We start from the raw sequence: 22,277 nt of genomic DNA, 5'->3' as shown, positions 1-22,277 counted from the left end.
ACTGCGTCAGATAGACCTGAGACAACGGGCAACATGATCATCAACCTGTTACCCATGTCTCCCGACAGGTGTTTACCATGTCCCCCGGCTGAACACTACGCGCACCGATCGATTTTGAGCCCTATTCCGGCACCTCAACGCTCACATGAATCGCGTCATGCCGCCAACACTCGATATCGCAGTCGATCAACCGCCCATGCTGGTCGCGGTTCACCCGCGTGATGCGCAGCGCCGGGCTGCCCACTGAGACTTTCAACGCCGCCGCCGCTTCCAGGTGCAGTGCGGTGGGCACCATGTCGAAGCGCACGCGCCCGTAATGGATGTCGTATTGGCGGGCATACAGTTCGGTCAGCGACAACGTCAGATCAAAATCAAGAATGCCGGGAAAGTACGCCGGGTTGAGGTAGTGCTCCACATACAGCACCAGCCGGCCATCCACCCGGCGTGCGCGGCGAATCTGGATCACGCTGGACAGCGCCGGCAGTTCGAGCAAATCGCAGATTACCGCCGGTGCCGGCATCAGCCGCGCGGCGATTACTTCGGTCGACGGCGTGCGCCCCTGCTCCCCCACCATGGCATCGAAGTGGCTGCGCACCAGCGGGTTGTAGGCCAGGCGCGGCAAGGACACAAACCAGCCGCGGCGCTCCTCGCGGTAAATAAGCCCCTGCGCTTCCAACTGCCCCAAGGCTTCACGCAGGGTGATGCGGGTGGTGTCGAACACTTCGCTCAATTTGCGCTCGGCCGGCAGCTTGCTGCCCGCCGCTAACAGGCCATGCTCTATCTGTTCTTCCAGTGCACGACAGATCGCTGTCACGGCACGGGGCGCCTCATCTCGCATCAATTGCCCTCATCTGGACTAGTCCAGCCCCATTTCGGGGCCTGCTCGGGCTGTGAAAAGGCCCGAAAACACCGAATAACCCTAGCCAGCCTAGATGACTATTGGATGACACACGCAGGCTTTTGCACGCTACATGCCAACCGACACGCACCTTCTATATTTTCCAAATCAAGCACTTAACCATGGTCTACGCTTGCTGGACGCCTCCCCTACACCTCTGCCTGGGGCTGCGTGCCAGAGCGGCCCGACACAAAATTGTCATCCAATACCGCTAACTTGGCTTGGCTATTGCTGATCTAGACCAACACCCTCAACACGAAGGAGCGTCGAATGAAACGCCTGTTGCTAGCTTCAATCCTGGGATCGACCATTGCTCTGGCCAACCTCGCCATGGCCGCCGATACCGACCTGAAAAGCCTGGAAACCGCCGCCAAGTCCGAAGGCGAGGTAAACAGCGTGGGCATGCCGGACAGCTGGGCCAACTGGAAAGACACCTGGGTCGACCTGGGCAAACTGTATGGCCTCAAGCACCTGGACACCGACATGAGCTCGGCGCAGGAAATCGCCAAGTTCGCCGCTGAGAAAGACAACGCCACCGCCGATATCGGTGACGTAGGTGCGGCCTTTGGCCCCATCGCCACCGCGCAGGGTGTCACCCAACCCTACAAACCGAGCACCTGGGCACAGGTTCCGGACTGGGCCAAAGACAAAGACGGTCACTGGGCGCTGGCCTACACCGGTTCCATCGCCTTTATCGTGAACAAGAAGTTGGTAAAGGACGTGCCTAAATCCTGGGCTGACCTGGAAAAAGGCAAATACAAAGTCGCCATCGGTGACGTAAGCGCCGCTGCTCAAGCCGTAAACGGTGTCCTGGCTGCCGCCATCGCCAAAGGCGGTGACGAGAAGAACATTCAGCCGGGCCTGGACCTGTTCGCGGAAATCGCCAAGCAAGGTCGCCTGTCGCTGTCCAACCCCACCATCCAGACCCTGGAAAAAGGTGAAGTGGAAGTGGGCATCGTTTGGGACTTCAACGGCCTGAGCTACCGCGACCAGATCGACCCAAGCCGCTTTGAAGTGCTGATTCCGTCCGACGGTTCGGTGATCTCCGGCTACACCACCATCATCAACAAATACGCCAAGCACCCCAACGCGGCCAAACTGGCGCGTGAGTACATCTTCAGCGACGCCGGGCAAATCAACCTGGCCAAGGGCAACGCCCGCCCGATCCGCGCTGAACACCTGACCCTGCCGGCCGAAGTACAAGCCAAGCTGCTGCCAAACGCGCAATACGCCAAGGTGCAGCCGATCAAGGATGCCAAGGCCTGGGAAGAAACGTCCAAGGCCCTGCCGAGCCTGTGGCAGGAAAATGTGATCATCAATATGGAATAAGGCGTTGTTGGCCTGAGTGACAAGAAGAAAGCGGCCCGCCCGCTTTCTTCTTTTTTGGCCCGCCCGGTTAATGTAGGAGCGGCTTTAACCGCGATGCTTTTCAGCGCAACAGCATCGCCGCTAAAGCCGCTCCTACAGGTACCGTACAGGGACCCTGCAGGGACTAAGCCACGCCTTGCCAACGGTGGAATAGCACATGAAACACAACGTCATCCTGGTGGTACTCGACGGCCTCAATTATGGCGTCGCGCAACATGCCATGGGCCATCTGCAAGCCTACTGCGGCGCTGGCCGCTCGGCCTTGTACAAGCTCGAATGCGAGCTGCCGGCCCTGTCGCGGCCGCTGTACGAATGCATTCTTACCGGCATTCCCCCAATTGAAAGCGGCATCGTGCACAACGATGTGTCGCGCCTGTCCAACCAGCAAAGCATCTTCCACTACGCCACGGCTGCGGGCCTGAAAACGGCCGCTGCGGCGTACCACTGGGTGAGCGAGTTGTACAACCGCAGCCCGTTTCACGCCGCCCGTGACCGCCACACCGATGCCACCGAGCTGCCGATTCAGCACGGGCATTTTTATTACGCCGACCATTACCCCGACTCCCATCTGTTTGCCGATGCCGAGAGCTTGCGGGTACGCGTCGAACCGAATTTCCTCCTGGTGCACCCGATGAATATCGACGACGCCGGGCACAAGCATGGCCTCGACAGCCCGCAGTACCGCAACAGTGCGCGGGTCGCCGACCTGCTGCTGGCCGAGTACCTGCAACGCTGGCTCGACGCTGGCTACCAGGTGCTGGTAACCGCCGACCACGGCATGAACAACGACCGCTCGCACAACGGCCTGCTCAATGAGGAGCGTGAAGTGCCGTTGTTCGTGCTCGGCGACGCGTTCAGCCTGGACGGCTTTGCCAACCCTAAACAAACCGACCTGTGCGGCACCATCTGCGAACTGCTGGGTGTAGCCCACGACAAACCTGTCTGCCGGGAGCTGTTGAAGTGAGTTCAGTCACCCGTGGCAAATGGCTGGCGGTGCTCTGCCTGCTGCCCTTTGCGGTTTTCTTTATCGCCTTTCAGATCGCACCGCTGTTGTGGGTGGCGATCAACAGCCTGGACAGCGCCGCCGGCTGGGGCTTGAGCAATTACGCGAAAGTGTTCAGCTCCAAGTTTTACTTGCAGGCCATTAAGCACAGCCTGGAGATTTCTTTCTGGTCGAGCGTGATCGGCATTCTCATCGCCATTCTCGGCGCCTACTCGCTGCGTAAAGTCGACAGCAAGCTGCGCGACTTCGTCATGGCCTTTTCCAACATGACCAGCAACTTCGCCGGAGTACCGCTGGCGTTTGCCTTCGTCATTCTGCTGGGTTTTAACGGCGCGCTGACCATCATCCTCAAGCAGGCCGGGGTTATCGACGACTTCAACCTGTATTCGAAAACTGGCCTGATCGTGCTGTACACCTACTTCCAGATTCCCCTCGGCGTGCTGCTGCTCTACCCCGCCTTTGACGCCCTGCGCGAAGACTGGCGCGAGTCGGCTGAATTGCTCGGCGCCAGCACCTGGGATTTCTGGCTGCATATCGGCTTGCCGGTGTTGACCCCGGCGCTCTTGGGCACCTTTATCATTTTGCTGGCCAATGCCCTGGGCGCGTACGCCACTGTGTATGCACTGACTACCGGCAACTTCAACGTGTTGCCGATCCGCATTGCCGCCATGGTGGCTGGCGATATCTCGCTCAACCCTAACCTGGCCAGCGCCCTGGCGATGGTGCTGGTGGGCCTGATGGCGGTGATTACCGTGGTGCATCAATGGCTGTTGAAGAGGAGCTACCATGTCGCGCGTTGAAGCCCGAGCGGCCGGGCTGTATCACCGTACGGTGGTCACTGTGCTGTTTCTGATTCTGCTGTTGCCGCTGGCCGGCACCCTGCTCTACTCCATCTCCACCAGTTGGTCGGCGACCATCCTGCCCGATGGCCTGACACTCAAATGGTATGCCCAGCTGTGGACCGACCCGCGCTTTCTCGCCGCGTTCGGCCAATCGCTGCTGGTGTGTTTTGGCGCCCTGCTCTTATCGGTGGTGCTGATTCTGCCGCTGCTGTTTGTGGTGCATTACCACTTCCCGAAACTCGACGGGCTGATGAACATCCTGATTCTGCTGCCCTTTGCCGTGCCGCCGGTGGTGTCCTCGGTGGGGCTGCTACAAATTTACGGTTCCGGGCCACTGGCGATGGTGGGCACGCCGTGGATTTTGATTGGCTGCTATTTCACCGTGGCGCTGCCGTTCATGTACCGGGCCATCACCAACAACCTGCAAGCCATCAACCTCACCGACCTGATGGACGCCGCCCACCTGCTCGGCGCCAGCACCTGGAAGGCCGCCTTTCTGGTGGTGCTGCCGAACCTGCGCAAGGGCCTGATGGTGTCGCTGTTTCTGTCGTTCTCTTTTCTATTCGGCGAGTTCGTATTCGCCAACCTGCTGGTGGGCACGCGCTATGAAACCTTGCAGGTCTACCTGAACAACATGAAAAACAGCAGCGGCCACTTCAACAGCGCCCTGGTGATTTCCTACTTCTTTTTTGTGCTGCTGTTCACCTGGGCAGCCAACCGTTTGAACAAGGACAAAGCATGAGTTTTCTGAGCATTCAGGGGCTGCACAAAAGCTACGCCGCCACCTCGATTTTCAGCGATATCAACTGCGAAATCGGCAAGGGCGAATTCGTCACCCTGCTTGGCCCGTCCGGCTGCGGCAAGTCCACCCTGCTGCGTTGCATCGCCGGCCTCACCGAAGTGAATGGCGGGCAGATTCTGCTCGAAGGCCAGGACCTGGTGCCGCTATCGCCGCAAAAGCGCGACATCGGCATGGTCTTCCAGAGCTATGCGCTGTTCCCCAATATGAGCGTGCAGCAAAACGTCGCCTTTGGCCTGCGCATGCAGAAGGTAAGCAAGGATGAAAGCGCCAAGCGCGTGAAGGAAGCGCTGGATATGGTCGAGCTCGGCAGCTTTGCCGACCGCTACCCGCACCAGCTTTCCGGCGGCCAATGTCAGCGCGTGGCCCTGGCCCGTTCCCTGGTGACCCGCCCGCGTTTGCTGCTGCTCGATGAGCCGTTGTCGGCCCTCGACGCCCGCATTCGCAAACACCTGCGCGAACAGATCCGCAGCATTCAGCAGGAGCTGGGGCTCACCACCATTTTCGTTACCCACGATCAGGAAGAAGCCCTGACCATGTCGGACCGCATCTTCCTGATGAACGCCGGCAAGATCGTGCAGAGCGGCGATGCCGAAACCCTGTACACCGCGCCTGTGGATGCCTTTGCTGCCGGCTTTATCGGCAACTACAACCTGCTCGATGCCGACGCGGCCAGCCGCTTGTTGCTGCGCCCGGTCACTGGCCGCGTGGCGATTCGCCCGGAAGCCATTTCGTTGGGCGTGGGCGATATCGACGCCGAGGTGCGCAGTCACAGCCTGCTCGGCAACGTTATTCGCTACCGCGTTGAAGCCCGTGGTGTGGAGCTGCTGGTGGACGTATTGAACCGCAGCGCCGATGACCTGCACGGCAACGGCAAACGCCTGACCCTGAGCATCGACAACGACGCGATTCGGGAGGTGGCGTAATGGCCCTGGCAATTTTCGACCTGGACGACACCCTGATCGACGGCGACTGCGCAAGCCTGTGGAGCGAACACATGGCCGATATCGGCTGGGTAGACGGCGAGTCGTTCGTGAAAAAAGACCATGAGCTGATGGCGTTGTATGCCGAAGGCAAACTGGCGATGGAAGACTATATGGCCTTCAGTCTGTCGCCGCTTGTGGGGCGCACGGCCGAGGAAGTGGCGTTTGTGGTCGAGCCGTTTGTGGAAGATGTGATTGAGCCCATCTTCTTCAGTGACGCCACCCGCTGCCTGGCCACTCACCGCGAGGCCGGCGACCGTATTCTGGTGATTTCCGCCTCGGCGCACTTTCTGGTCAGCGCCATTGCCGCGCGCTTGAAAATCGATGAAGTGCTGGCCATCGACCTGGAAGAACAGCACGGTTACTACAGCGGCAACACCCGTGGCGTGCTGACCTACCGCGAGGGCAAAGTCACCCGCTTGCAGGCGTGGCTGGAGCAGGAAGGCCAGAGCCTGGACGGCGCTTACTTCTACTCCGACTCGCGCAATGATTTGCCGCTGCTGTCATTGGTGAGCCAGCCGCGGGTGGTCAACCCAGACCCAGTGCTTTTGGCGCACGCCGAGAACGCAGGTTGGCCAATACTGAACTGGCGATAAACCGCTCTTGTAGGGCGTGCTCTGCGCACCAAACGATCTCCTGGCGAACCGCTTGGTGCGCGAAGCACACCCTACGCGCTAAACAAAAAGGGCAGCCGAAGCTGCCCTTTTTTGTTTAGCGCGGATCTGATCAGGTGGTGCGAATCAAGTGATCGAAGGCGGACAGCGATGCCTTGGCACCCTCGCCTACCGCAATCACGATCTGCTTGTACGGCACCGTCGTCACGTCACCCGCTGCAAAGATACCCGGCAGCGAGGTCTCGCCACGCGCGTCGACAATGATCTCGCCACGGTTCGACAGTTCGATGGTGCCCTTGAGCCATTCGCTGTTTGGCAGCAAACCGATCTGCACAAAGATGCCTTCCAGCTCAACGTTGATAAACTCGTCGGAGTTGCGGTCTTTGTACACCAGGCCGGTCACTTTCTGGCCGTCGCCTTTCACTTCACTGGTCAGGGCGCTGGTGATGACTTTCACGTTCGGCAGACTGTGCAGTTTGCGTTGCAGCACGGCGTCGGCACGCAGTTGGCTATCGAATTCGATAAGGGTCACGTGGCTGACGATACCCGCCAAGTCGATGGCCGCTTCCACGCCGGAGTTACCGCCGCCAATCACCGCCACGCGCTTGCCTTTGAACAGCGGGCCGTCACAGTGCGGGCAGTAGGCCACGCCGCGGTTGCGGTATTCCTGCTCGCCCGGCACGTTCATTTCGCGCCAGCGGGCACCGGTGGACAGAATCACGGTTTTGGCTTTTAGCGACGCGCCGCTTTCGAATTTGATTTCGTGCAAGTCGCCGGCGTTCTTCGCCGGAACCAGCGCGGTGGCACGTTGCAGGTTCATGATGTCGACTTCGTACTGTTTCACGTGTTCTTCAAGAGCACGCGCCAGTTTCGGGCCTTCGGTTTCCTGTACGGAAATGAAGTTTTCGATGGCCATGGTGTCCAGCACCTGCCCGCCAAAACGCTCGGCCGCCACACCGGTACGAATGCCTTTGCGCGCGGCGTAGATCGCCGCTGCAGCACCGGCTGGGCCACCGCCCACTACCAGCACGTCAAACGCTTCTTTGCTGTTGAGTTTCTCGGCCTCACGGGTAGCAGCGCCCGTGTCGATTTTTGCCAGAATCTGCTCGGCATCCATACGGCCCTGGCCGAACAGTTCGCCGTTCAGGTAGATGCTCGGCACCGACATGATCTGACGCTTCTCGACTTCGTCCTGGAACAGCGCGCCATCGATGGCGACGTGGCGGATGTTCGGGTTGAGCACGGCCATCAGGTTCAGCGCCTGGACCACATCCGGGCAGTTCTGGCAGGACAGCGAGTAGTAGGTTTCAAAGTTGAATTCGCCGGGGATGTTCTTGATCTGCTCGATCACATCCGCCGCCAGCTTCGAGGGGTGGCCACCCACTTGCAGCAGGGCCAGCACCAGGGAAGTGAATTCGTGGCCCATGGGAATACCGGCGAAACGCAGGCTGATATTTCCGTTGGGGCGATTCAGGGCGAAAGACGGCTTACGGTCATCGCTGCCATCTTCACGCAGGGAAATCTTGTCGGTCAGGCCGACAATTTCGTGCAGCAAGCCGCTGAGTTCGCGGGATTTGTCGCTGTCATCGAGGGATGCGACGATCTCGAAAGGCTGAGTAACCTTTTCGAGGTAAGCCTTCAACTGGGTCTTCAAAGTGGCGTCCAACATGATTACGATCCTTCCATATACGAATTTCAGGGAAAAAAATGCCCGAGCGGATTGCGCCCAGGCATTCGGGCGTGCGGAGCAGGTCATGCCCCGCAACGCTGCTTACTTAAAACGGTGGAGCCTCGCGGGAGACTCCGAACCGTTTCTTAGATCTTGCCGACCAGGTCGAGCGAAGGAGCGAGAGTAGCTTCGCCTTCTTTCCACTTGGCTGGGCAAACTTCACCTGGGTGAGCAGCGGTGTACTGAGCAGCTTTGAGCTTGCGCAGGGTTTCCGACACGTCACGAGCGATCTCGTTGGAGTGGATTTCTACAGTCTTGATCAGGCCTTCCGGGTTGATCACGAAGGTACCGCGCAGAGCCAGACCTTCTTCCGGGATGTGCACGCCGAAAGCGTTGGTCAGTTGGTGAGTCGGGTCACCGATCAGTGGGAACTGAGCCTTACCTACTGCTGGCGAAGTTTCGTGCCAAACCTTGTGGGAGAAGTGGGTGTCGGTGGTGACGATGTAAACTTCAGCGCCGGCTTTCTGGAACTCGGCGTAGTTGTTAGCGGCGTCTTCGATTTCGGTTGGGCAGTTGAAGGTGAATGCTGCCGGCATGAAGATCAGTACCGACCACTTGCCCTTCAGGGACTGCTCGGTCACTTCGATGAATTTACCGTTGTGAAAAGCATTGGCGGCGAAAGGTTTGACTTCGGTGTTGATCAGAGACATTCAGTAAGTCCTTCTGGTTGAGAAATTTCAGGGTTAAGAAATTTACAGGAAGGATAGTAGGCCGATGTGACTGAAAGAGCACATTGATTGAACCCATGACAACGATTGGCTTAGTAAATCGATGTCATGGGCCTGCCATGCAAAAGCGCTATGGAAACTGCTGATTAACTTAGAGATTCGTCCAATAGCAACGCGACCTTTCCGGACACAGTATTGCTGGCAAGTGCAGCAAAGGCGGCCTCCACATCCTTGGCTTTAAAGGTACGCTCCAACTGCGGTTTTAGTCGACCCTCTGTAAACAGAGGCCATACCTGCTGGCTCAGGTCGCCGAGCAAGTCGGCCTTGAACTGATCATTGCGACTGCGCAGGGTGGAACCGATAAATTGCACACGTTTGGCCAGCATCACCGCCAGGTCAAACTTTGCCTCGCGCCCGCCCATCAAGCCAATCGACACCCAGCGCCCATCGAGGCCTACCAGTTGCTGGTTAAGCTCGGCGTAGTTGCCGCCCACCGGGTCGAGAATCACATCAAACGGAGCAAAGTCGCGCAGGCTTTCCAGATCGGTATCGCGCAACACGCCGCCCTGGGCACCGAGGCTTTCGCAGTAGGCCAGGCGGTCGGCAGAACCCACGCTCACCCAGCATGGATTGCCGAAGGCTTTGCACAGCTGGATGGCCGCCGAACCGACGCCACTGGCGCCGGCGTGCAGCAAGACTTTTTCCCCCGGCTTGAGTTGCGCCAGCTGAAAAAGGTTGAGCCAGGCAGTGGCATACACCTCTGGAATCACGGAGCCTTCGACCAGGCTCAAGCCTTCAGGAATGGGCAAGGCATGGCGCCCATCGACCACCACTTCTTCGGCCATGCCGCCACCGGCCAGCAGCGCGCAAACGCGGTCGCCCACTTGCCAGGAACTGCCCGGCCCCACTTCGCTCACCACCCCGGAACACTCCAGGCCCAGCGCATCACTAGCGCCCGGTGGTGGCGGATACAAACCTGCACGTTGCAGCAGATCGGCTCGATTGAGACCTGCGGCCGCAACACGAATTCGGATCTGCCCCACATCGCAGGTGAGACTTGGTCGTTCTGCCCATTCAGCGCGTCCTTCAACGCCTTGCAATGCCTTCACGGTGCCTCCATAGTGACTTCGGACTGAGCCCGGTGCGAACCATCGAGCTATTTGCATTATGCAGCCGGGGCCCAACGGAACCGGCGCTCTCAAAGACGGCCTAATATGCGTTATCAACTACCCTCGCGTCGACTCAGCATGCAGCGCTTCGTTCCCAGCACCGCCTTAGCCCTTTTGATCGGTTTCAGTGCCTTACCCCTGACGGCGTGTGCCGCCGCCACCCCAAGCGGCAACAATAGCTGGGACAAATTGCAGCCAGACCGCGAGCAGGTAATCGCCAGTCTGAATGTGGTAGAGCTGCTCAAGCGCCATCACTACAGCAAGCCTCCGCTCAATGACGATCGCTCGGTCATCATCTACGAGAGCTACCTGAAGCTGCTCGACCCGTCGCGCAGTTACTTCACTGCCAGCGACATTGCCGAGTTCGATAAATGGCGCACGCAGTTCGATGACTTTCTCAAAAGTGGTGACCTCGCCCCCGGGTTCACCATTTACAAGCGTCACCTTGACCGCTTGAAACAACGCCTCGATTTCGCCTTGGGCCTACTCAATAAAGGCATCGACAAAATCGACTTCTCCGTCGATGAAAGCCTGATGGTCAATCGCGAAAAAGCCCCCTGGGCCAAAGACACCGCCGAGCTCGATGAGCTGTGGCGCAAGCGCGTGAAAGATGAAGTACTGCGCCTGAAAATCGCCGGAAAAGAACCTGCCGCGATCCAGGAGCTGCTGACCAAGCGCTACAAGAATCAACTGGCGCGTCTGGAGCAGACCCGCAGCGAAGATATCTTCCAGGCCTATATCAACACCTTCGCCCAGTCCTACGACCCGCACACCAACTATCTCTCGCCAGACAGCGCGGAAAACTTCGACATCAATATGAGCCTGTCGCTCGAAGGCATCGGTGCGGTGTTGCAGAGCGATAACGACACCGTAAAAGTGGTGCGCCTGGTACCGGCCGGCCCTGCTGACAAGAGCAAGCAGGTGGCGCCGTCCGACAAGATCGTTGGCGTGGCCCAAGGCGACGGCGAGATGGTGGACGTGATCGGCTGGCGCTTGGACGAAGTGGTCAAACTGATCCGCGGCCCTAAAGGTTCCGTGGTTCGCCTGGAAGTGGTGCCTGCCACCAACGGCCCGAACGACCAGACCAGCAAGATCGTTTCCATTACCCGCGAAGCGGTGAAACTGGAAGAGCAGGCGGCGAAAAAATCGGTGCTCAAGCTCACCCACGATGGCCGCGACTATAAGCTCGGCGTGATCGAGATTCCTGCCTTCTATCTGGACTTCAAAGCCTTCCGCGCCGGTGACCCGGATTACAAGAGCACCACCCGCGATGTGAAGAAATTGCTGGCCGAGTTGCAGAAAGAGAAAGTCGACGGCGTGGTCATCGACCTGCGCAACAACGGCGGCGGCTCGCTGCAGGAAGCCACGGAGCTGACCGGCCTGTTTATCAACCAGGGGCCGACCGTGCTGGTGCGCAATAGCGATGGTCGCGTCGATGTATTGGCCGATGAAAACCCCGGCACCTACTACAGCGGCCCGATGGCCCTGCTGGTGAACCGTCTTTCGGCCTCGGCTTCGGAAATTTTTGCCGGGGCCATGCAGGACTACCACCGCGCCCTGATCCTCGGCGGCCAGACCTTCGGCAAAGGCACCGTGCAGACCATTCAACCGCTGAACCATGGTGAGCTGAAACTCACCTTGGCCAAGTTCTACCGCGTTTCCGGCCAGAGCACCCAGCACCAGGGCGTGCTGCCGGACATCGCCTACCCGGCGGTGGTCGACACCAAGGAAATCGGCGAGAGTGCCCTGCCCGAGGCTATGCCATGGGACAGCATCCGCCCTGCGATCAAGCCGGAAACCGACCCGTTCAAACCGTTCCTGGTTGAACTCAAGGCCCGTCACGATGCACGCGTGGCCAAAGATGCCGATTTTGTATTCACCCGCCAGCGCCTGGAACTGGCGCAGAAACTGAGCCACGAAACAACCGTGAGCCTCAACGAAACCAAGCGTCGCGCCCAGCACACCGACATCGAAACCCAGCAACTGGCCATGGAAAATGCCCGCCGTGCCGCCAAGGGCCAGGAGCCGCTGAAGGAACTGAAGAAAGAAGACGAAGACGCGCTGCCGACCGAAGACGACAAACTCAAGCCCGAAGACGATGCCTTCCTGTCCGAGACCGGGCAAATTCTGCTCGACTACCTGGGCCTGAGTTCGTCGATGGCCAAGCACTGACGGAGCGTCATCAAGCAGTCATCAAACTGTCGTGAAATAAGGGGCTGATAGCGATATCAGCCCCTTTTGTTTTCAGGACATCGAGAGCCCCCAATGACCGTCACCGAGCAGTTGAGCGCGCTGGAACACATCCTTGCTCACGGCGACCTGCATAGCCTGTTTCAGCCCATTGTGTCGCTGTCCGAGCGGCGCATTCTCGGGTACGAGGCCCTGACCCGCGGCCCCTCGAACAGCCCCCTGCACTCCCCGGTCAACCTGTTTGGCGTGGCCCGTCATGCCGGGCGCCTGAGCGAACTGGAACTGGCCTGCCGCAAGAGTGCGTGCCGTGCATTCAGTGAGCAGCAACTGGAAGGCAAACTGTTCCTCAACGTCTCGCCTGATTCGCTGCTGGAACCGACCCACCAGCCTGGCCGCACCCTCAAGCTGTTGCAGAACTACGGTATTGCGCCAAGCCGGGTGGTCATCGAACTCACCGAGCAGTCACCCACCGAAGATTTCTCGCTGCTGTACACCGCCCTGCACCACTACCGCGCGATGGGTTTTTCCATTGCCTTGGACGACCTGGGTGCCGGCTATTCCAGCCTGCGTCTGTGGTCGGAGTTGCGCCCGGATTACGTAAAGATCGACCGGCACTTTATCGACGGCATTCACCAGGATGCGGTGAAGCGCGAGTTCGTTGGCTCCATTTTGCAGATGGCCAAAGCCTCCCGCGCGCAAGTGATTGCCGAGGGTATCGAACTGGCCGAAGAACTCACCGTGCTGGCCGAAATGGGCGTCGACCTGTTGCAGGGTTACCTGCTGAGCCGCCCCCAGGAAAAACCGCCGCGCGATGCCCGCGGTCTGATGCCCAAACTGGAAGCCAGCCAGCCGGCGCTGAACGAAGAAGGCAGCGACCTGAGCGCCCTGCTCAACGAGCAACCGGCAGTGGGTGAAAGCCTGCCCATTGCCGCCGTACTGGACATGTTTCGTGCCCAAGCCAATCTCAACTCGCTGGCCGTGCTGAACGACGAACAACAACCGGTGGGTATCGTGCACCGCCACTCATTGTCTGACGCGCTGCTCAAACCATTCGCCACCGACCTGTTTGCCCGCAAACCCATCAGCCGCCTGATGAGCAGCGACTTTCTCGCCGTGGACCTCGGGCAAAGCCTGCAGAAAGTCAGCCGCCTGCTGACCAGCCGCGCCCGCCAGCGCATGGAAGAAGACTTCATCATTACCCTACACGGCCGCTATCAAGGGCTGGGACGGGTGATCGACGTGCTCAAGCTCATTACCGAACTGAAAATCCAGCAGGCCCGTCACGCTAATCCGCTCACCCTACTCCCCGGCAACGTGCCGATTCAGCAGTGCCTGACGCGCCTGCTGCAGCAGTCCCGCGAAGCGGTGATTTGCTATGTGGATATCGACAGTTTCAAACCCTTCAACGACCTCTATGGGTACGCCAAGGGCGACGAAATGTTGCTGTGCCTGGCGCAGTGTCTGAGCGAACGAGTGGACCCGGCGCGCGATTTCGTTGGCCATATCGGCGGAGATGACTTTCTGCTGGTGTTGGGCTCGGAAGACTGGCGCGCGCGGTTGAATTATCTACTGGAGGATTTCCAGGGCCAGTGCCGGCGTTTTTACAGTGCCGAGCACCTGGAGGCCGGCTGTTTTGTGTCGCACAACCGCAAGGGCCAGCGGGAAGAATTTCCGCTGTTGTCATTGTCTTTGGGGGTGGTGCATCTGCACCCGGCAAGCTGCGCGACGCTGGATGCGGCGCAACTGGCGAGCCTGGCTTCAGAGGCCAAACGTCAGGCCAAGAATGTGCCGGGTTACAGCCTGCATATCATCGATACGGAAAAGCTTTCGGCCTGACTTACAGCCCAAGCTCGGTGGCACGCCGCGAATAGCGTTCGGCCAGTTCGGCGTCTGCCGCCAAACCATGCTCCCCTTCGGCATACAGCTCAGCGAGCCGGCGGGCGGCCAGTGGATGGCCAGCATCGGCCGCCAGCGTCCACCAACGTGCCGTTTCGATGCCGTCCGGGGCATTACGGGTATCTCCAGCCAGGCTCAGTACGCCCAGTTGATACGCCGACTTGGCATCACCTGCTGCGGCGGCTTTGCCTAACAGGCGAATGCCTTCTTCACGGGCGCCAAACCCACGGCCGCGAAACAGCAGCAGGTGACCGTAGAAGCTTTGTGCGGCAACGTCATCCAGGGCTGCCATGCGGGCGAACTGGCCCTCCATCCAAGCCCATACACGGGGCTGTTTTACCAGCGCCGGCCAACGCAACAGGCGGCGGGCCACGGCGTAGCCCAGGCGGGCTTTGATGCGCCAGTAGACCACTCAGGCCTCTTCCGGGTAGTCGTATTCGAACACGCGTACCACTTCGGAGGCGTGCCAGGAGGCGGCCGCCACCCCGTCGCTCGGGCCACTGAAACGGCCAAGGCGCACGGCGCATTCGAAGAAACCGGTGCGCGGCAAACGACTGGCGCCCTGACTGATTACCAGTGAACTGCGCAGTGGGTACTCGGCACGAGCATCCAGCGCCGCGAGGTGCTCCAGAGCAGCGGTGAGGGTTTGCATGGCGGGGGTGGGTAATTCCAGGCGTTCGATCAGGGCGCGGTAGGTCAGCAGATGACGCTGTCGCCGCGCTTGCGCCAACTCGCCCAAGAGCGCCTGCCAATGATGGCGACTAATGCTTACGCTCACGTATCAGACTCCCAACTGCTGACGCCCAGGTTCCAGGCCAGGGCGCGGCGAATAGCCGAATCGGGCTCACGCTCGCCGCTTTCGATCATGGTCAGATAATGCGGGCTGATGCCCACGGTACGGGCCAGTTCTTCTACCGCCAGGCCCTTGGCTTCGCGCAGCTTCTTCACCTCACTGAGGCTGGACGCTGCCGGGGCCGCTGGCGCAGGTGCGCTGACCGCCGAAACCGGCGCCGGTGCACGACCTGCCGCCTGCAACAACGCTTGATATTCCGCCCATGGCACCACCGCATATTCGGCTTCGCCATCACGCATGATTACCTGCACATCCATCACCGCTTACCCCATGGAAAAGCAGTGCCGACTGCGTCAGCACTTTCCTTGTTAGCGCGCATCTTAACAGGCCAAAACCGGAACGGGGCGTGATGCGACAGGCAAGTTTTTCAGCGTCGTTACACTGGCGTTTTGCCTTTTTCAGATTGCACCGATGATGGCAACTTCAGAAGCTCTTCCTGCTGTGCCGGCGTGCGCGCTGCCAGCCAGGCGCGGAACTCATCCAGCTCCCCACTCCAGGTGCGCAGCAGCCAGCCGAGCACCGCGATGTCATCGACAAACCCCACGCCCAGCAACGCATCGGGAATGGCATCGATGGGCGAGAGAAAATACAAAAGCGCTGCCACCACCGAGAGCAACGCCTGAGAGCTGATGCCCCGGTATTCGCCCCGCCACCATGCCATACACAGTGCCAGTAACACTCGCAGTTCCGCCTTGAGCGTACCCAGACGGCCGCCCTGGGACGCGCTTTTACGCGTCACAGCCAGCAGCAGCGCCGGCAACCTGCCGCGCACAATAAAGCGCTGAGCAATGGGCAGGTAACGGGCGAAATTCCATGGAGTTTTCATCAACACACCTCCTCAGCCCGCATGCTTGCTGGGCTGGCTGGGTTATCCACCGAACCTGTGGATAACCTTGTGAACAACATGCCGACCACTAAAGCAAAAGCCCGCGCCATGGGGGTTTGCCACAGATCGGGCATTTTTTAATCAGCGCAAAAAAACAAACAAAATCAGTTAGTTATTAAAAATATGGAATTGGTACTAAGGTGTCACCTGCCCTCAATGCGAGTTGTTCGCGAAATGTGCATAACCGTAACACCCATGCTTGTTTGAGACCCGCCAGTCAACCCGTGGTTCGTTGTTTTGCCAACCCAATGCCCGAAAACGACAACGCCCCGTCGAGACGGGGCGTTGCGGTACAACCAAAGGAGTTACTGAGCCGGTGCAGGCTCGGCTTCCGGCGCTGCAGCAGCGGCCGGATCTTTGATCGCCAGCAGTTGCAGGTCGAAAACCAGTACCGAATTGGCCGGAATGGTCGGGCTCGGGCTCTGAGCGCCGTAAGCCAGTTCGCTCGGGATGTAGAGTTTGATCTTCTCGCCAACGTGCATCAGTTGCAGGGCTTCAACCCAGCCTGGAATCACGCCGCTAACGGGCAGGTCAACCGGCTCGTTACGTTTGATGGAGCTGTCGAACACGGTGCCATCAGTCAGCTTGCCTTCGTAGTGAACGGTCACTACGTCGGTGGCTTTAGGCTGCGCGCCCTCGGCCTTGGTGACGACTTCGTATTGCAGACCCGAAGCGGTGGTCACTACACCTTCGCGCTTCTTGTTGTCTTCGAGGAATTTCTTGCCAGCTGCAGCCGATTCTTCAGCGAGCTTGGCGGTGCGCTCTTCAGCACGCTTTTGCAGCGCGGCAAAGGCTTCCATCAACTCTTCGTCTTTCAGCTTCTGGTCTTTCTTGCCAATAGCGTCTTCGATGCCCTGAGCAACAGCTTTGGAATCGAGATCATCCATGCCTTCTTGAGCCAGGCTCTTACCCATGTTCAAGCCGATACCATAGGAGGCTTTTTGTGCGGGGGTTTTGAGCTCCACGCTGGTCTGCGAATCGCAGCCCGCGAGCACCAGGCCAACCAGGGCCACTGCCGCCGCTAAACGATGTTGTCTCATGCTATTTCCTTGTTCGTGCGCTAATCAGAGGGCAATCGAGTGAAGCTGCGAGCTTAGCAGGCCGCCGGGATCACTGGCTACGGGGGATACGAACCACGAAAACGCGATAAGTTCCTAAGTGTAAAAGGCTTTTCTGCCGGCAGACGTACGAGTCGAAAGCCTGAAAAAACCAGGCATGTGCGGACCTGGCATGGGCTCGTGGGAAATGTGGAGAAAGATCGGCATCAAGATGGCGGAACAGGCTGACCGGCCTGTGGATAAAGGCTCTCTGAGCCCCCCGTAAAAAACGCATCGTCGCTGGCTTTTTCCTTACACCCTACAAGCCAGCGACAACAGTGCGTGGTCGCTACTTCTCGCGTCGCCGCCGGATAAAGGCGATGACCGCCCCGCCCAGCAGGAGAAAGCCGGCCGCGCTCAACGTACTCATGGTGCCCAGAGCCGGCACCATCGGCGTATAACCGGCCACCATCTTCGAATACAGCCACTTGGGCACAGTGGAATCGGCGCCGGCGGTATACAGCGACAACGGAAAGTTGCCCCACGACAGCAGAAAGGCAAACAGCGCGCCCGACCAGATCCCTGGCCACAACAGCGGCAGCGTAATTTCCTTGAAGATAAACAAACGCCCTGCACCCAGATCCACCGCGGCCTCTTCCAACTGGGCGTCGTAGCTGTACACCTGGATGGCGATCACCAGCGTCACCACCGGCACAATCCACACCAGGTGCGCGACCACCGCCGTACGCCAGCTCGGCGTGATGCCCAGCGCATTCATCCACAGCAGCAGCGCCAACCCGAGCACCGCCTGGGGAAAGAAGATCGGCAGCAGCAACAGCTTTTGATACAGCTGCCGTCCACGCCAGTCGTAGCGGGCGAATGCCAGGGCACCGAAAAACGCCAGCACCACAGAAATAAAGGTCACCAGCAAGGCCACGGTAAGGGAGTTCTGTACCAGCGTCTGCACCTCAAACGAGGCCACTGTGCGCTTCCACCATTCCAGGGAAAACTGCCGCACCGGAAAGATGAAGTAGCGGCTTTTCGACAACCCGGCCAAGGCGCTGCACACAATCGGCAGGTAGATAAACAGCAGCACGAAGCCTGCCCAGCAACGGACAAAAAACTCCGCGCGAATTTTTGCCTGACTACGCATTTCAGCGTCTCCCCAGCACACGGTCGAGGTCCAGCCTGGACAGCACGGCCAACGTCAGCCCGCCAATGATCAGCACCAGCAACACCGCCAGGGCCGCACCCAGTGGCCAGTCCTGGGCATAGGTAAAGGCGATCTCAATGTCGTGCACCACAGTAATCACCGATTGCCCGCCCAGAATTTTCGCCTCGGCCACCGCGCCGACAGCCAACACAGAGGTCAGCAACATGCCGATCAGAATGCCCGGCATCGCCAGCGGCAATTCGATTTCGCGCCACACCATCAGCCGCCCGCCGCCCAAGTCCGCCGCCGCATCCACCAGGTCTTGCGGCACCATCGACAGCCCGAGCGTCATGGGAAACAACATAAACGGCAGGTAGGTGTACACCATGCCGAACAGGGTAATGCCCGGGCTGTACAACACCTCCGGCGCCGGCCCCCAACCAAGGCTGTTAAGCACCCCGTCGACCACCCCGTTCTTGATAAAAAACTGCACCCAGCCATACAGGCGCACGTTCTCCGAGACGAACAGCGGAAACACGAACAACACGCTGACCAACGAGGCGTAGCGGCCAAAGGCGTGGTTCAGTCCATAGGCAATGGGGTACGCGATAATGGCCAGCAACACCGTGCAGACTGCCGCCAACCCCAGCGACCAGACGAAAGATGTCCACACACTGTTAGTCGTATCAAACACCGCGGAAAAATTGGCCAGGGTAAATGAGGTAAACACCTCGAAGCTTTTCGGCGACGCGAAGGAATAGGCCACCACCGTCACCAGTGGCGCGAGAAAGCCCAGCAGAAGAAAAATCAGCACCGGGCTGGCATAGCGCAGCCCGCTGGACACCTGCAACCTGGCCATGCTCAAGCCTCCGCCACAAAGGCATCAGCCGCATTCCAGCCAATCATCACCTGCTCATCGGGCGCCGCATTGCGGGCCAGGGTGCGGGGTATTTCCACCAAGACACTTTTGTTGCCACAGCGCACCTGGTACTGGATGCGCGAGCCCAGCGAGTACTCGTTGAACACCGTGCCGCTGATAACGTTGTCGAACTCATGGGCCGAGGTCGCAAAGCGCATATATTCCGGACGCACAATCACCGTGGCCTGCTCGCTACCCGGCCAGTCGGTGGGCAGGCGCAAAGTCAGGCTGCTTTCGGTGTCCTGGCTGAACCAGCCCCACTCCTCATTCAGGCTGACGGAAAACTTGTTTACCTCGCCAAAAAACTCGGCGACGAACTCATCTTCCGGGTTGGCATAAATGGTTTCCGGAGTGCCGATCTGCACGATCTTGCCGGCGCGCATCACGGCAATGCGATCGGACATCACCATCGCTTCTTCAAGCGAATGGGTGATGTACACAAAGGTTTTGCCGCTCTGGCGGTGCAGGTCTTTCAGCTCTTTTTCCAGCACCTTTTTAAGCTTGTAATCGAGCGCCGACAGCGGCTCGTCGAACAGCAACACATCCGGGTCATAGGCAAACGCACGCGCCAGGGCCACCCGCTGCTTCTCGCCGCCGGAGCACTTCATCACGTTCTTGGCGTAATAGCTTTCCGGCAGGCGCAGCATCTGCAGCAGCTCCAGCGCACGCGCCTTGCGCTGGGCCGGCGGAATGTTTTTGACCTTGAGCGGAAACTCGATGTTTTCGCCCACCGTCTTGTGCGGAAACAGTGCCAGCGACTGGAACACCAGACAGGTCGGGCGCTCCTTGGCCGGCACGTTGTTGATCAACTCACCGCGCAACGTGATGTTGCCGTCACTTGGTGCTTCCATGCCAGCGAGCATGCGCAGCAAGGTGGTTTTGCCCGACCCGGAAGGGCCTACCACGGTCAGGAATTCACCATCGAGAATATTCAGCGAAATGCCACTGACTGCATTGAAGTCGTTGAACCGTTTGTACACATCCACCAACTGCAAAATCGGCAATGGCGCCTTCGCAGCAACCGCACTCTCTGAACTGCTCATATGTGTGCCTTGTTCAAGATTCCATGTCCCACACCGCCTTAGCGCATGCGTTTGGCTGCTGTGATCATGTCCAGCGCGGCGGCGTACTCGGGCACGATGTCGTATTCCACGCAGCGGCTCATCTCTTCTGCCAGGCTGTCCCACTGGATGATGTCCAGCTCTTCCTTGGTAAAGAGCTTGAAGCACTCGGGGTTGCCCATCTGGGTAACCGGGTTGAACGTTCCCTCGGCGAACGCCACCGTGTGGGCGACATCGGGCTTTTGCACGTACTTGAGAAAGTCGGTCGCCAGCGGCGAGATAGCCGGGTTGTTTACCACCGAGGTGATCTCGATCCACGACACCCCGCCTTTTCCATCCACCGGGCCACGCAGCGGCGTGATGCCGCGCATTTCCGGGTAGCCATCGGCGCGGGCGGGCGAGACGGTATATGTGCCGCCGGTGAGGTACAGATCGATTTCGCCGGCGACCATGGCCTGGTTGAGGCTGGCAACATCGCTGACCATTTTCGCGCCCTTGAATACCTTGATAGCGGTCTGCTGGAACTTCTCCATCTCGGCTGGCGTGTGCACCACAAACGGGTTGATGCCGGCGATCAGGAAGATGTCGAACACGTTCCAGTCATCGGACTCCTGAATGCCGTATTTGCCGGCCAGCGCCGGGTCGTTGAACAGGTCCCAGCCGGTGTCTTCGGCGGTGGCGCGGCTGATTTTCTTGGTGTTGACCACATAGTTGAACGGGCCAAAACGTTGGGCCATGCCCAAGAGGTCCTTGCCATCTTCACTCATGGCCCATTTATAGGGCGCTTTGAAGTCCGGCAGCATGGCGTCGAAGTAATGGTCGAACTCGGCGCGCGGCAACGGCTTGATCAGCCCGGCCGGCGCCATCACTTTGCGCGCCCAGGGGTTGTTGACGTTGATCAGGTCCCACACGCTGGTTTCGCCGCCGCGCAGGCGATTGATCATGGTCGGGTCATTGGTGAGGCTTTCGGCCTTGACCGTGGCACCGGTCATGCTGCGAAACGGGTCCAGCACCTGGGCCGAGTTGTAGCCTTCCCAGCAGAGGATATTCAGTTCCTTGTTTCGCGCTGCGAACGCACTGGAGCTGGCCAGAAGCGAACCACCGCCCAGGGCCATGGCGCCGGCACCCACGCCCATCATCTTCAACAGATTCCTTCTCGACACGTGGTTCATCGTCTTCTCCTCCCCAGGACGGGGGTGCGTGATGGCAGATGACACGAGTGAAACTTAAAAATGATGCATGTTCAACATTTTTTTAAAGCACCAAATTGGTCCGTCGCCGCGCCCTAAAAAGCGGCAAAAAATCCGTTTTTTCCCTTAAAAATAGCTAACTAACTGATTATTAACGGTTACTTTTTTGGTCTGCATATTGCAATCGCCAAGGAACACGAAGATAGCGAGGCAGCAAAAATGTTTGAGTCACTACAAAAAAGGACCGTGATCGTCACGGGCGCCAGCCGTGGCATTGGCCTGGGCATCGCCAAACGCTACGGCCAGGCTGGGTTGAATGTACTGGTGGTGTCGCGCTCGCTGAGCGACGCCGAACAGGTGGCGCGCGACATCGGCCCGCATGCCTCGGGCTTTGCCGCCGATGTCAGCCAGGAAGACGCCTGTCTGGCGATGGTGCAAGCCGCGGTCGAGCGCTACGGCAGCGTGGACGTACTGGCCGCCAACGCCGGCATTTTTCCTTCGGCGCGCCTGGGCGACATGAGCGTTGAAGACTTCGACCATGTGATCAACACCAACCTGCGCTCCACGTTTCTGAGCACCAAAGCTGTGCTGCCAGTGATGAAGGCCAACGGCTTTGGCCGCATCGTGCTGACCTCCTCGATCACCGGCCCCATTACCGGTTACCCCGGATGGTCGCACTACGCCGCGAGCAAGGCCGGGCAACTGGGTTTCATGCGCACGGCGGCGATTGAACTGGCCGCCCATGGCATCACCATCAACGCCGTGATGCCTGGCAATATTCTGACCGAGGGTCTGGCGGGAATGGGCGAGCAGTACCAGGCAGAAATGGCGGCTTCCATTCCACTGCGCCGCCTGGGCAGCGTGGAAGATATCGCCAACGCGGTGCTGTTTTTCTCAACCCGCGAGGCAGGGTTCATTACGGGGCAGACGTTGGTGATCGATGGTGGGCAGGTGTTGCCCGAGTCGAGCGCGGCATTGGGTTAAACCGAGGCGTAGGGCGAATATCCCCACCAGGGGAT

At 59.3% G+C, this 22,277-nt stretch carries 22 protein-coding genes; 9 read left to right on the top strand and 13 right to left on the bottom strand.

The features are described from left to right. Positions 1–121: 121 nt before the first annotated feature. On the bottom strand, positions 122–838 hold the full coding sequence (locus tag PKE98_RS25570; RefSeq protein ID WP_271198288.1) for a UTRA domain-containing protein: 717 nt from the start codon (positions 836–838) through the stop codon (positions 122–124). 330 nt (positions 839–1,168) lie between these two features. On the opposite strand from PKE98_RS25570, the gene PKE98_RS25565 reads away from it, so the two are divergent. From PKE98_RS25565 to PKE98_RS25540, 6 genes are all read left to right on the top strand, one after another. Then, positions 1,169–2,227 (top strand): ABC transporter substrate-binding protein, encoded by a 1,059-nt coding sequence (locus tag PKE98_RS25565; RefSeq protein ID WP_271198287.1) that lies wholly within the window; start codon positions 1,169–1,171, stop codon positions 2,225–2,227. A gap of 196 nt (positions 2,228–2,423) precedes the next feature. After that, on the top strand, positions 2,424–3,230 hold the full coding sequence (locus PKE98_RS25560) for an alkaline phosphatase family protein (protein WP_271198286.1): 807 nt from the start codon (positions 2,424–2,426) through the stop codon (positions 3,228–3,230). Further along, positions 3,227–4,069, top strand: a complete 843-nt coding sequence (locus PKE98_RS25555; protein WP_271198285.1) for an ABC transporter permease — start codon at positions 3,227–3,229, stop codon at positions 4,067–4,069. The genes PKE98_RS25560 and PKE98_RS25555 overlap by 4 nt, the downstream gene beginning before the upstream one ends. Next, entirely contained in the window at positions 4,056–4,853 is a 798-nt protein-coding gene (locus PKE98_RS25550) for an ABC transporter permease (protein ID WP_271198284.1), read from the top strand. The genes PKE98_RS25555 and PKE98_RS25550 overlap by 14 nt, the downstream gene beginning before the upstream one ends. Continuing rightward, positions 4,850–5,836 (top strand): ABC transporter ATP-binding protein, encoded by a 987-nt coding sequence (locus tag PKE98_RS25545; protein WP_271198283.1) that lies wholly within the window; start codon positions 4,850–4,852, stop codon positions 5,834–5,836. The genes PKE98_RS25550 and PKE98_RS25545 overlap by 4 nt, the downstream gene beginning before the upstream one ends. Continuing rightward, positions 5,836–6,489, top strand: a complete 654-nt coding sequence (locus PKE98_RS25540; RefSeq protein ID WP_271198281.1) for an HAD family hydrolase — start codon at positions 5,836–5,838, stop codon at positions 6,487–6,489. The genes PKE98_RS25545 and PKE98_RS25540 overlap by 1 nt, the downstream gene beginning before the upstream one ends. A 130-nt stretch (positions 6,490–6,619) precedes the next feature. On the opposite strand, the gene ahpF is transcribed toward PKE98_RS25540, so the two are convergent. From ahpF to PKE98_RS25525, 3 genes are all read right to left on the bottom strand, one after another. Then, on the bottom strand, positions 6,620–8,176 hold the full coding sequence (ahpF, locus tag PKE98_RS25535) for an alkyl hydroperoxide reductase subunit F (protein ID WP_271198280.1): 1,557 nt from the start codon (positions 8,174–8,176) through the stop codon (positions 6,620–6,622). Between the two features lie 146 nt (positions 8,177–8,322). Then, complete coding sequence (gene ahpC, locus PKE98_RS25530; RefSeq protein WP_271198279.1) at positions 8,323–8,886, bottom strand: alkyl hydroperoxide reductase subunit C; 564 nt, start codon at positions 8,884–8,886, stop codon at positions 8,323–8,325. 164 nt (positions 8,887–9,050) lie between these two features. Beyond that, the gene (locus PKE98_RS25525) at positions 9,051–10,013 is read right to left on the bottom strand and encodes a zinc-binding dehydrogenase (protein WP_271198278.1); all 963 of its coding nucleotides are present in this window, start codon (positions 10,011–10,013) and stop codon (positions 9,051–9,053) included. Positions 10,014–10,151: 138 nt separating this feature from the next. On the opposite strand from PKE98_RS25525, the gene PKE98_RS25520 reads away from it, so the two are divergent. After that, on the top strand, positions 10,152–12,245 hold the full coding sequence (locus PKE98_RS25520) for a carboxy terminal-processing peptidase (RefSeq protein ID WP_271198276.1): 2,094 nt from the start codon (positions 10,152–10,154) through the stop codon (positions 12,243–12,245). A 93-nt stretch (positions 12,246–12,338) separates the two neighbouring features. Next, positions 12,339–14,099, top strand: a complete 1,761-nt coding sequence (locus PKE98_RS25515) for a bifunctional diguanylate cyclase/phosphodiesterase (protein WP_271198275.1) — start codon at positions 12,339–12,341, stop codon at positions 14,097–14,099. Between the two features lies 1 nt (position 14,100). Here PKE98_RS25515 and PKE98_RS25510 read toward each other — a convergent pair whose 3' ends face one another. The 9 genes from PKE98_RS25510 to PKE98_RS25470 all read right to left on the bottom strand — a co-directional run bounded on the left by PKE98_RS25510 (position 14,101) and on the right by PKE98_RS25470 (position 21,240). After that, positions 14,101–14,571, bottom strand: a complete 471-nt coding sequence (locus PKE98_RS25510) for an SEL1-like repeat protein (RefSeq protein ID WP_271198274.1) — start codon at positions 14,569–14,571, stop codon at positions 14,101–14,103. Continuing rightward, positions 14,572–14,937 carry a hypothetical protein gene (locus PKE98_RS25505; protein WP_271198273.1) on the bottom strand — a complete coding sequence of 122 codons (366 nt, stop codon included), beginning with the start codon at positions 14,935–14,937 and terminating at the stop codon, positions 14,572–14,574. Continuing rightward, positions 14,934–15,269, bottom strand: a complete 336-nt coding sequence (locus PKE98_RS25500) for a helix-turn-helix domain-containing protein (protein WP_271198272.1) — start codon at positions 15,267–15,269, stop codon at positions 14,934–14,936. Before PKE98_RS25500 ends, PKE98_RS25505 begins: the two co-directional genes overlap by 4 nt. Positions 15,270–15,388: 119 nt before the next feature. After that, positions 15,389–15,838, bottom strand: coding sequence for a YkvA family protein (locus PKE98_RS25495; protein ID WP_271198271.1), 450 nt, complete (start codon positions 15,836–15,838; stop codon positions 15,389–15,391). Between the two features lie 365 nt (positions 15,839–16,203). Beyond that, on the bottom strand, positions 16,204–16,938 hold the full coding sequence (gene bamJ, locus PKE98_RS25490; RefSeq protein ID WP_271198270.1) for a BamJ family beta-barrel-assembly machinery protein: 735 nt from the start codon (positions 16,936–16,938) through the stop codon (positions 16,204–16,206). Between the two features lie 346 nt (positions 16,939–17,284). Further along, positions 17,285–18,088 carry an ABC transporter permease gene (locus PKE98_RS25485; protein ID WP_271198268.1) on the bottom strand — a complete coding sequence of 268 codons (804 nt, stop codon included), beginning with the start codon at positions 18,086–18,088 and terminating at the stop codon, positions 17,285–17,287. Between the two features lies 1 nt (position 18,089). Then, entirely contained in the window at positions 18,090–18,947 is an 858-nt protein-coding gene (locus PKE98_RS25480) for an ABC transporter permease (protein ID WP_271198267.1), read from the bottom strand. A 2-nt stretch (positions 18,948–18,949) separates the two neighbouring features. After that, the gene (locus PKE98_RS25475) at positions 18,950–20,050 is read right to left on the bottom strand and encodes an ABC transporter ATP-binding protein (RefSeq protein ID WP_271198265.1); all 1,101 of its coding nucleotides are present in this window, start codon (positions 20,048–20,050) and stop codon (positions 18,950–18,952) included. Between the two features lie 38 nt (positions 20,051–20,088). Then, positions 20,089–21,240 (bottom strand): ABC transporter substrate-binding protein, encoded by a 1,152-nt coding sequence (locus PKE98_RS25470; RefSeq protein ID WP_271198263.1) that lies wholly within the window; start codon positions 21,238–21,240, stop codon positions 20,089–20,091. A 237-nt stretch (positions 21,241–21,477) separates the two neighbouring features. On the opposite strand from PKE98_RS25470, the gene fabG reads away from it, so the two are divergent. Further along, the gene (gene fabG / locus PKE98_RS25465) at positions 21,478–22,242 is read left to right on the top strand and encodes a 3-oxoacyl-ACP reductase FabG (protein ID WP_271198261.1); all 765 of its coding nucleotides are present in this window, start codon (positions 21,478–21,480) and stop codon (positions 22,240–22,242) included. The last annotated feature ends 35 nt before the right edge of the window (positions 22,243–22,277 follow it).

Origin of the sequence: Pseudomonas turukhanskensis (assembly GCF_027922365.1) — a bacterium.
GTDB classification, from domain to species: Bacteria; Pseudomonadota; Gammaproteobacteria; order Pseudomonadales; family Pseudomonadaceae; genus Aquipseudomonas; species Aquipseudomonas turukhanskensis.
Note: the sequence above shows the minus strand (reverse complement) of the source record. Positions and strands in the feature narration are given on the sequence as shown.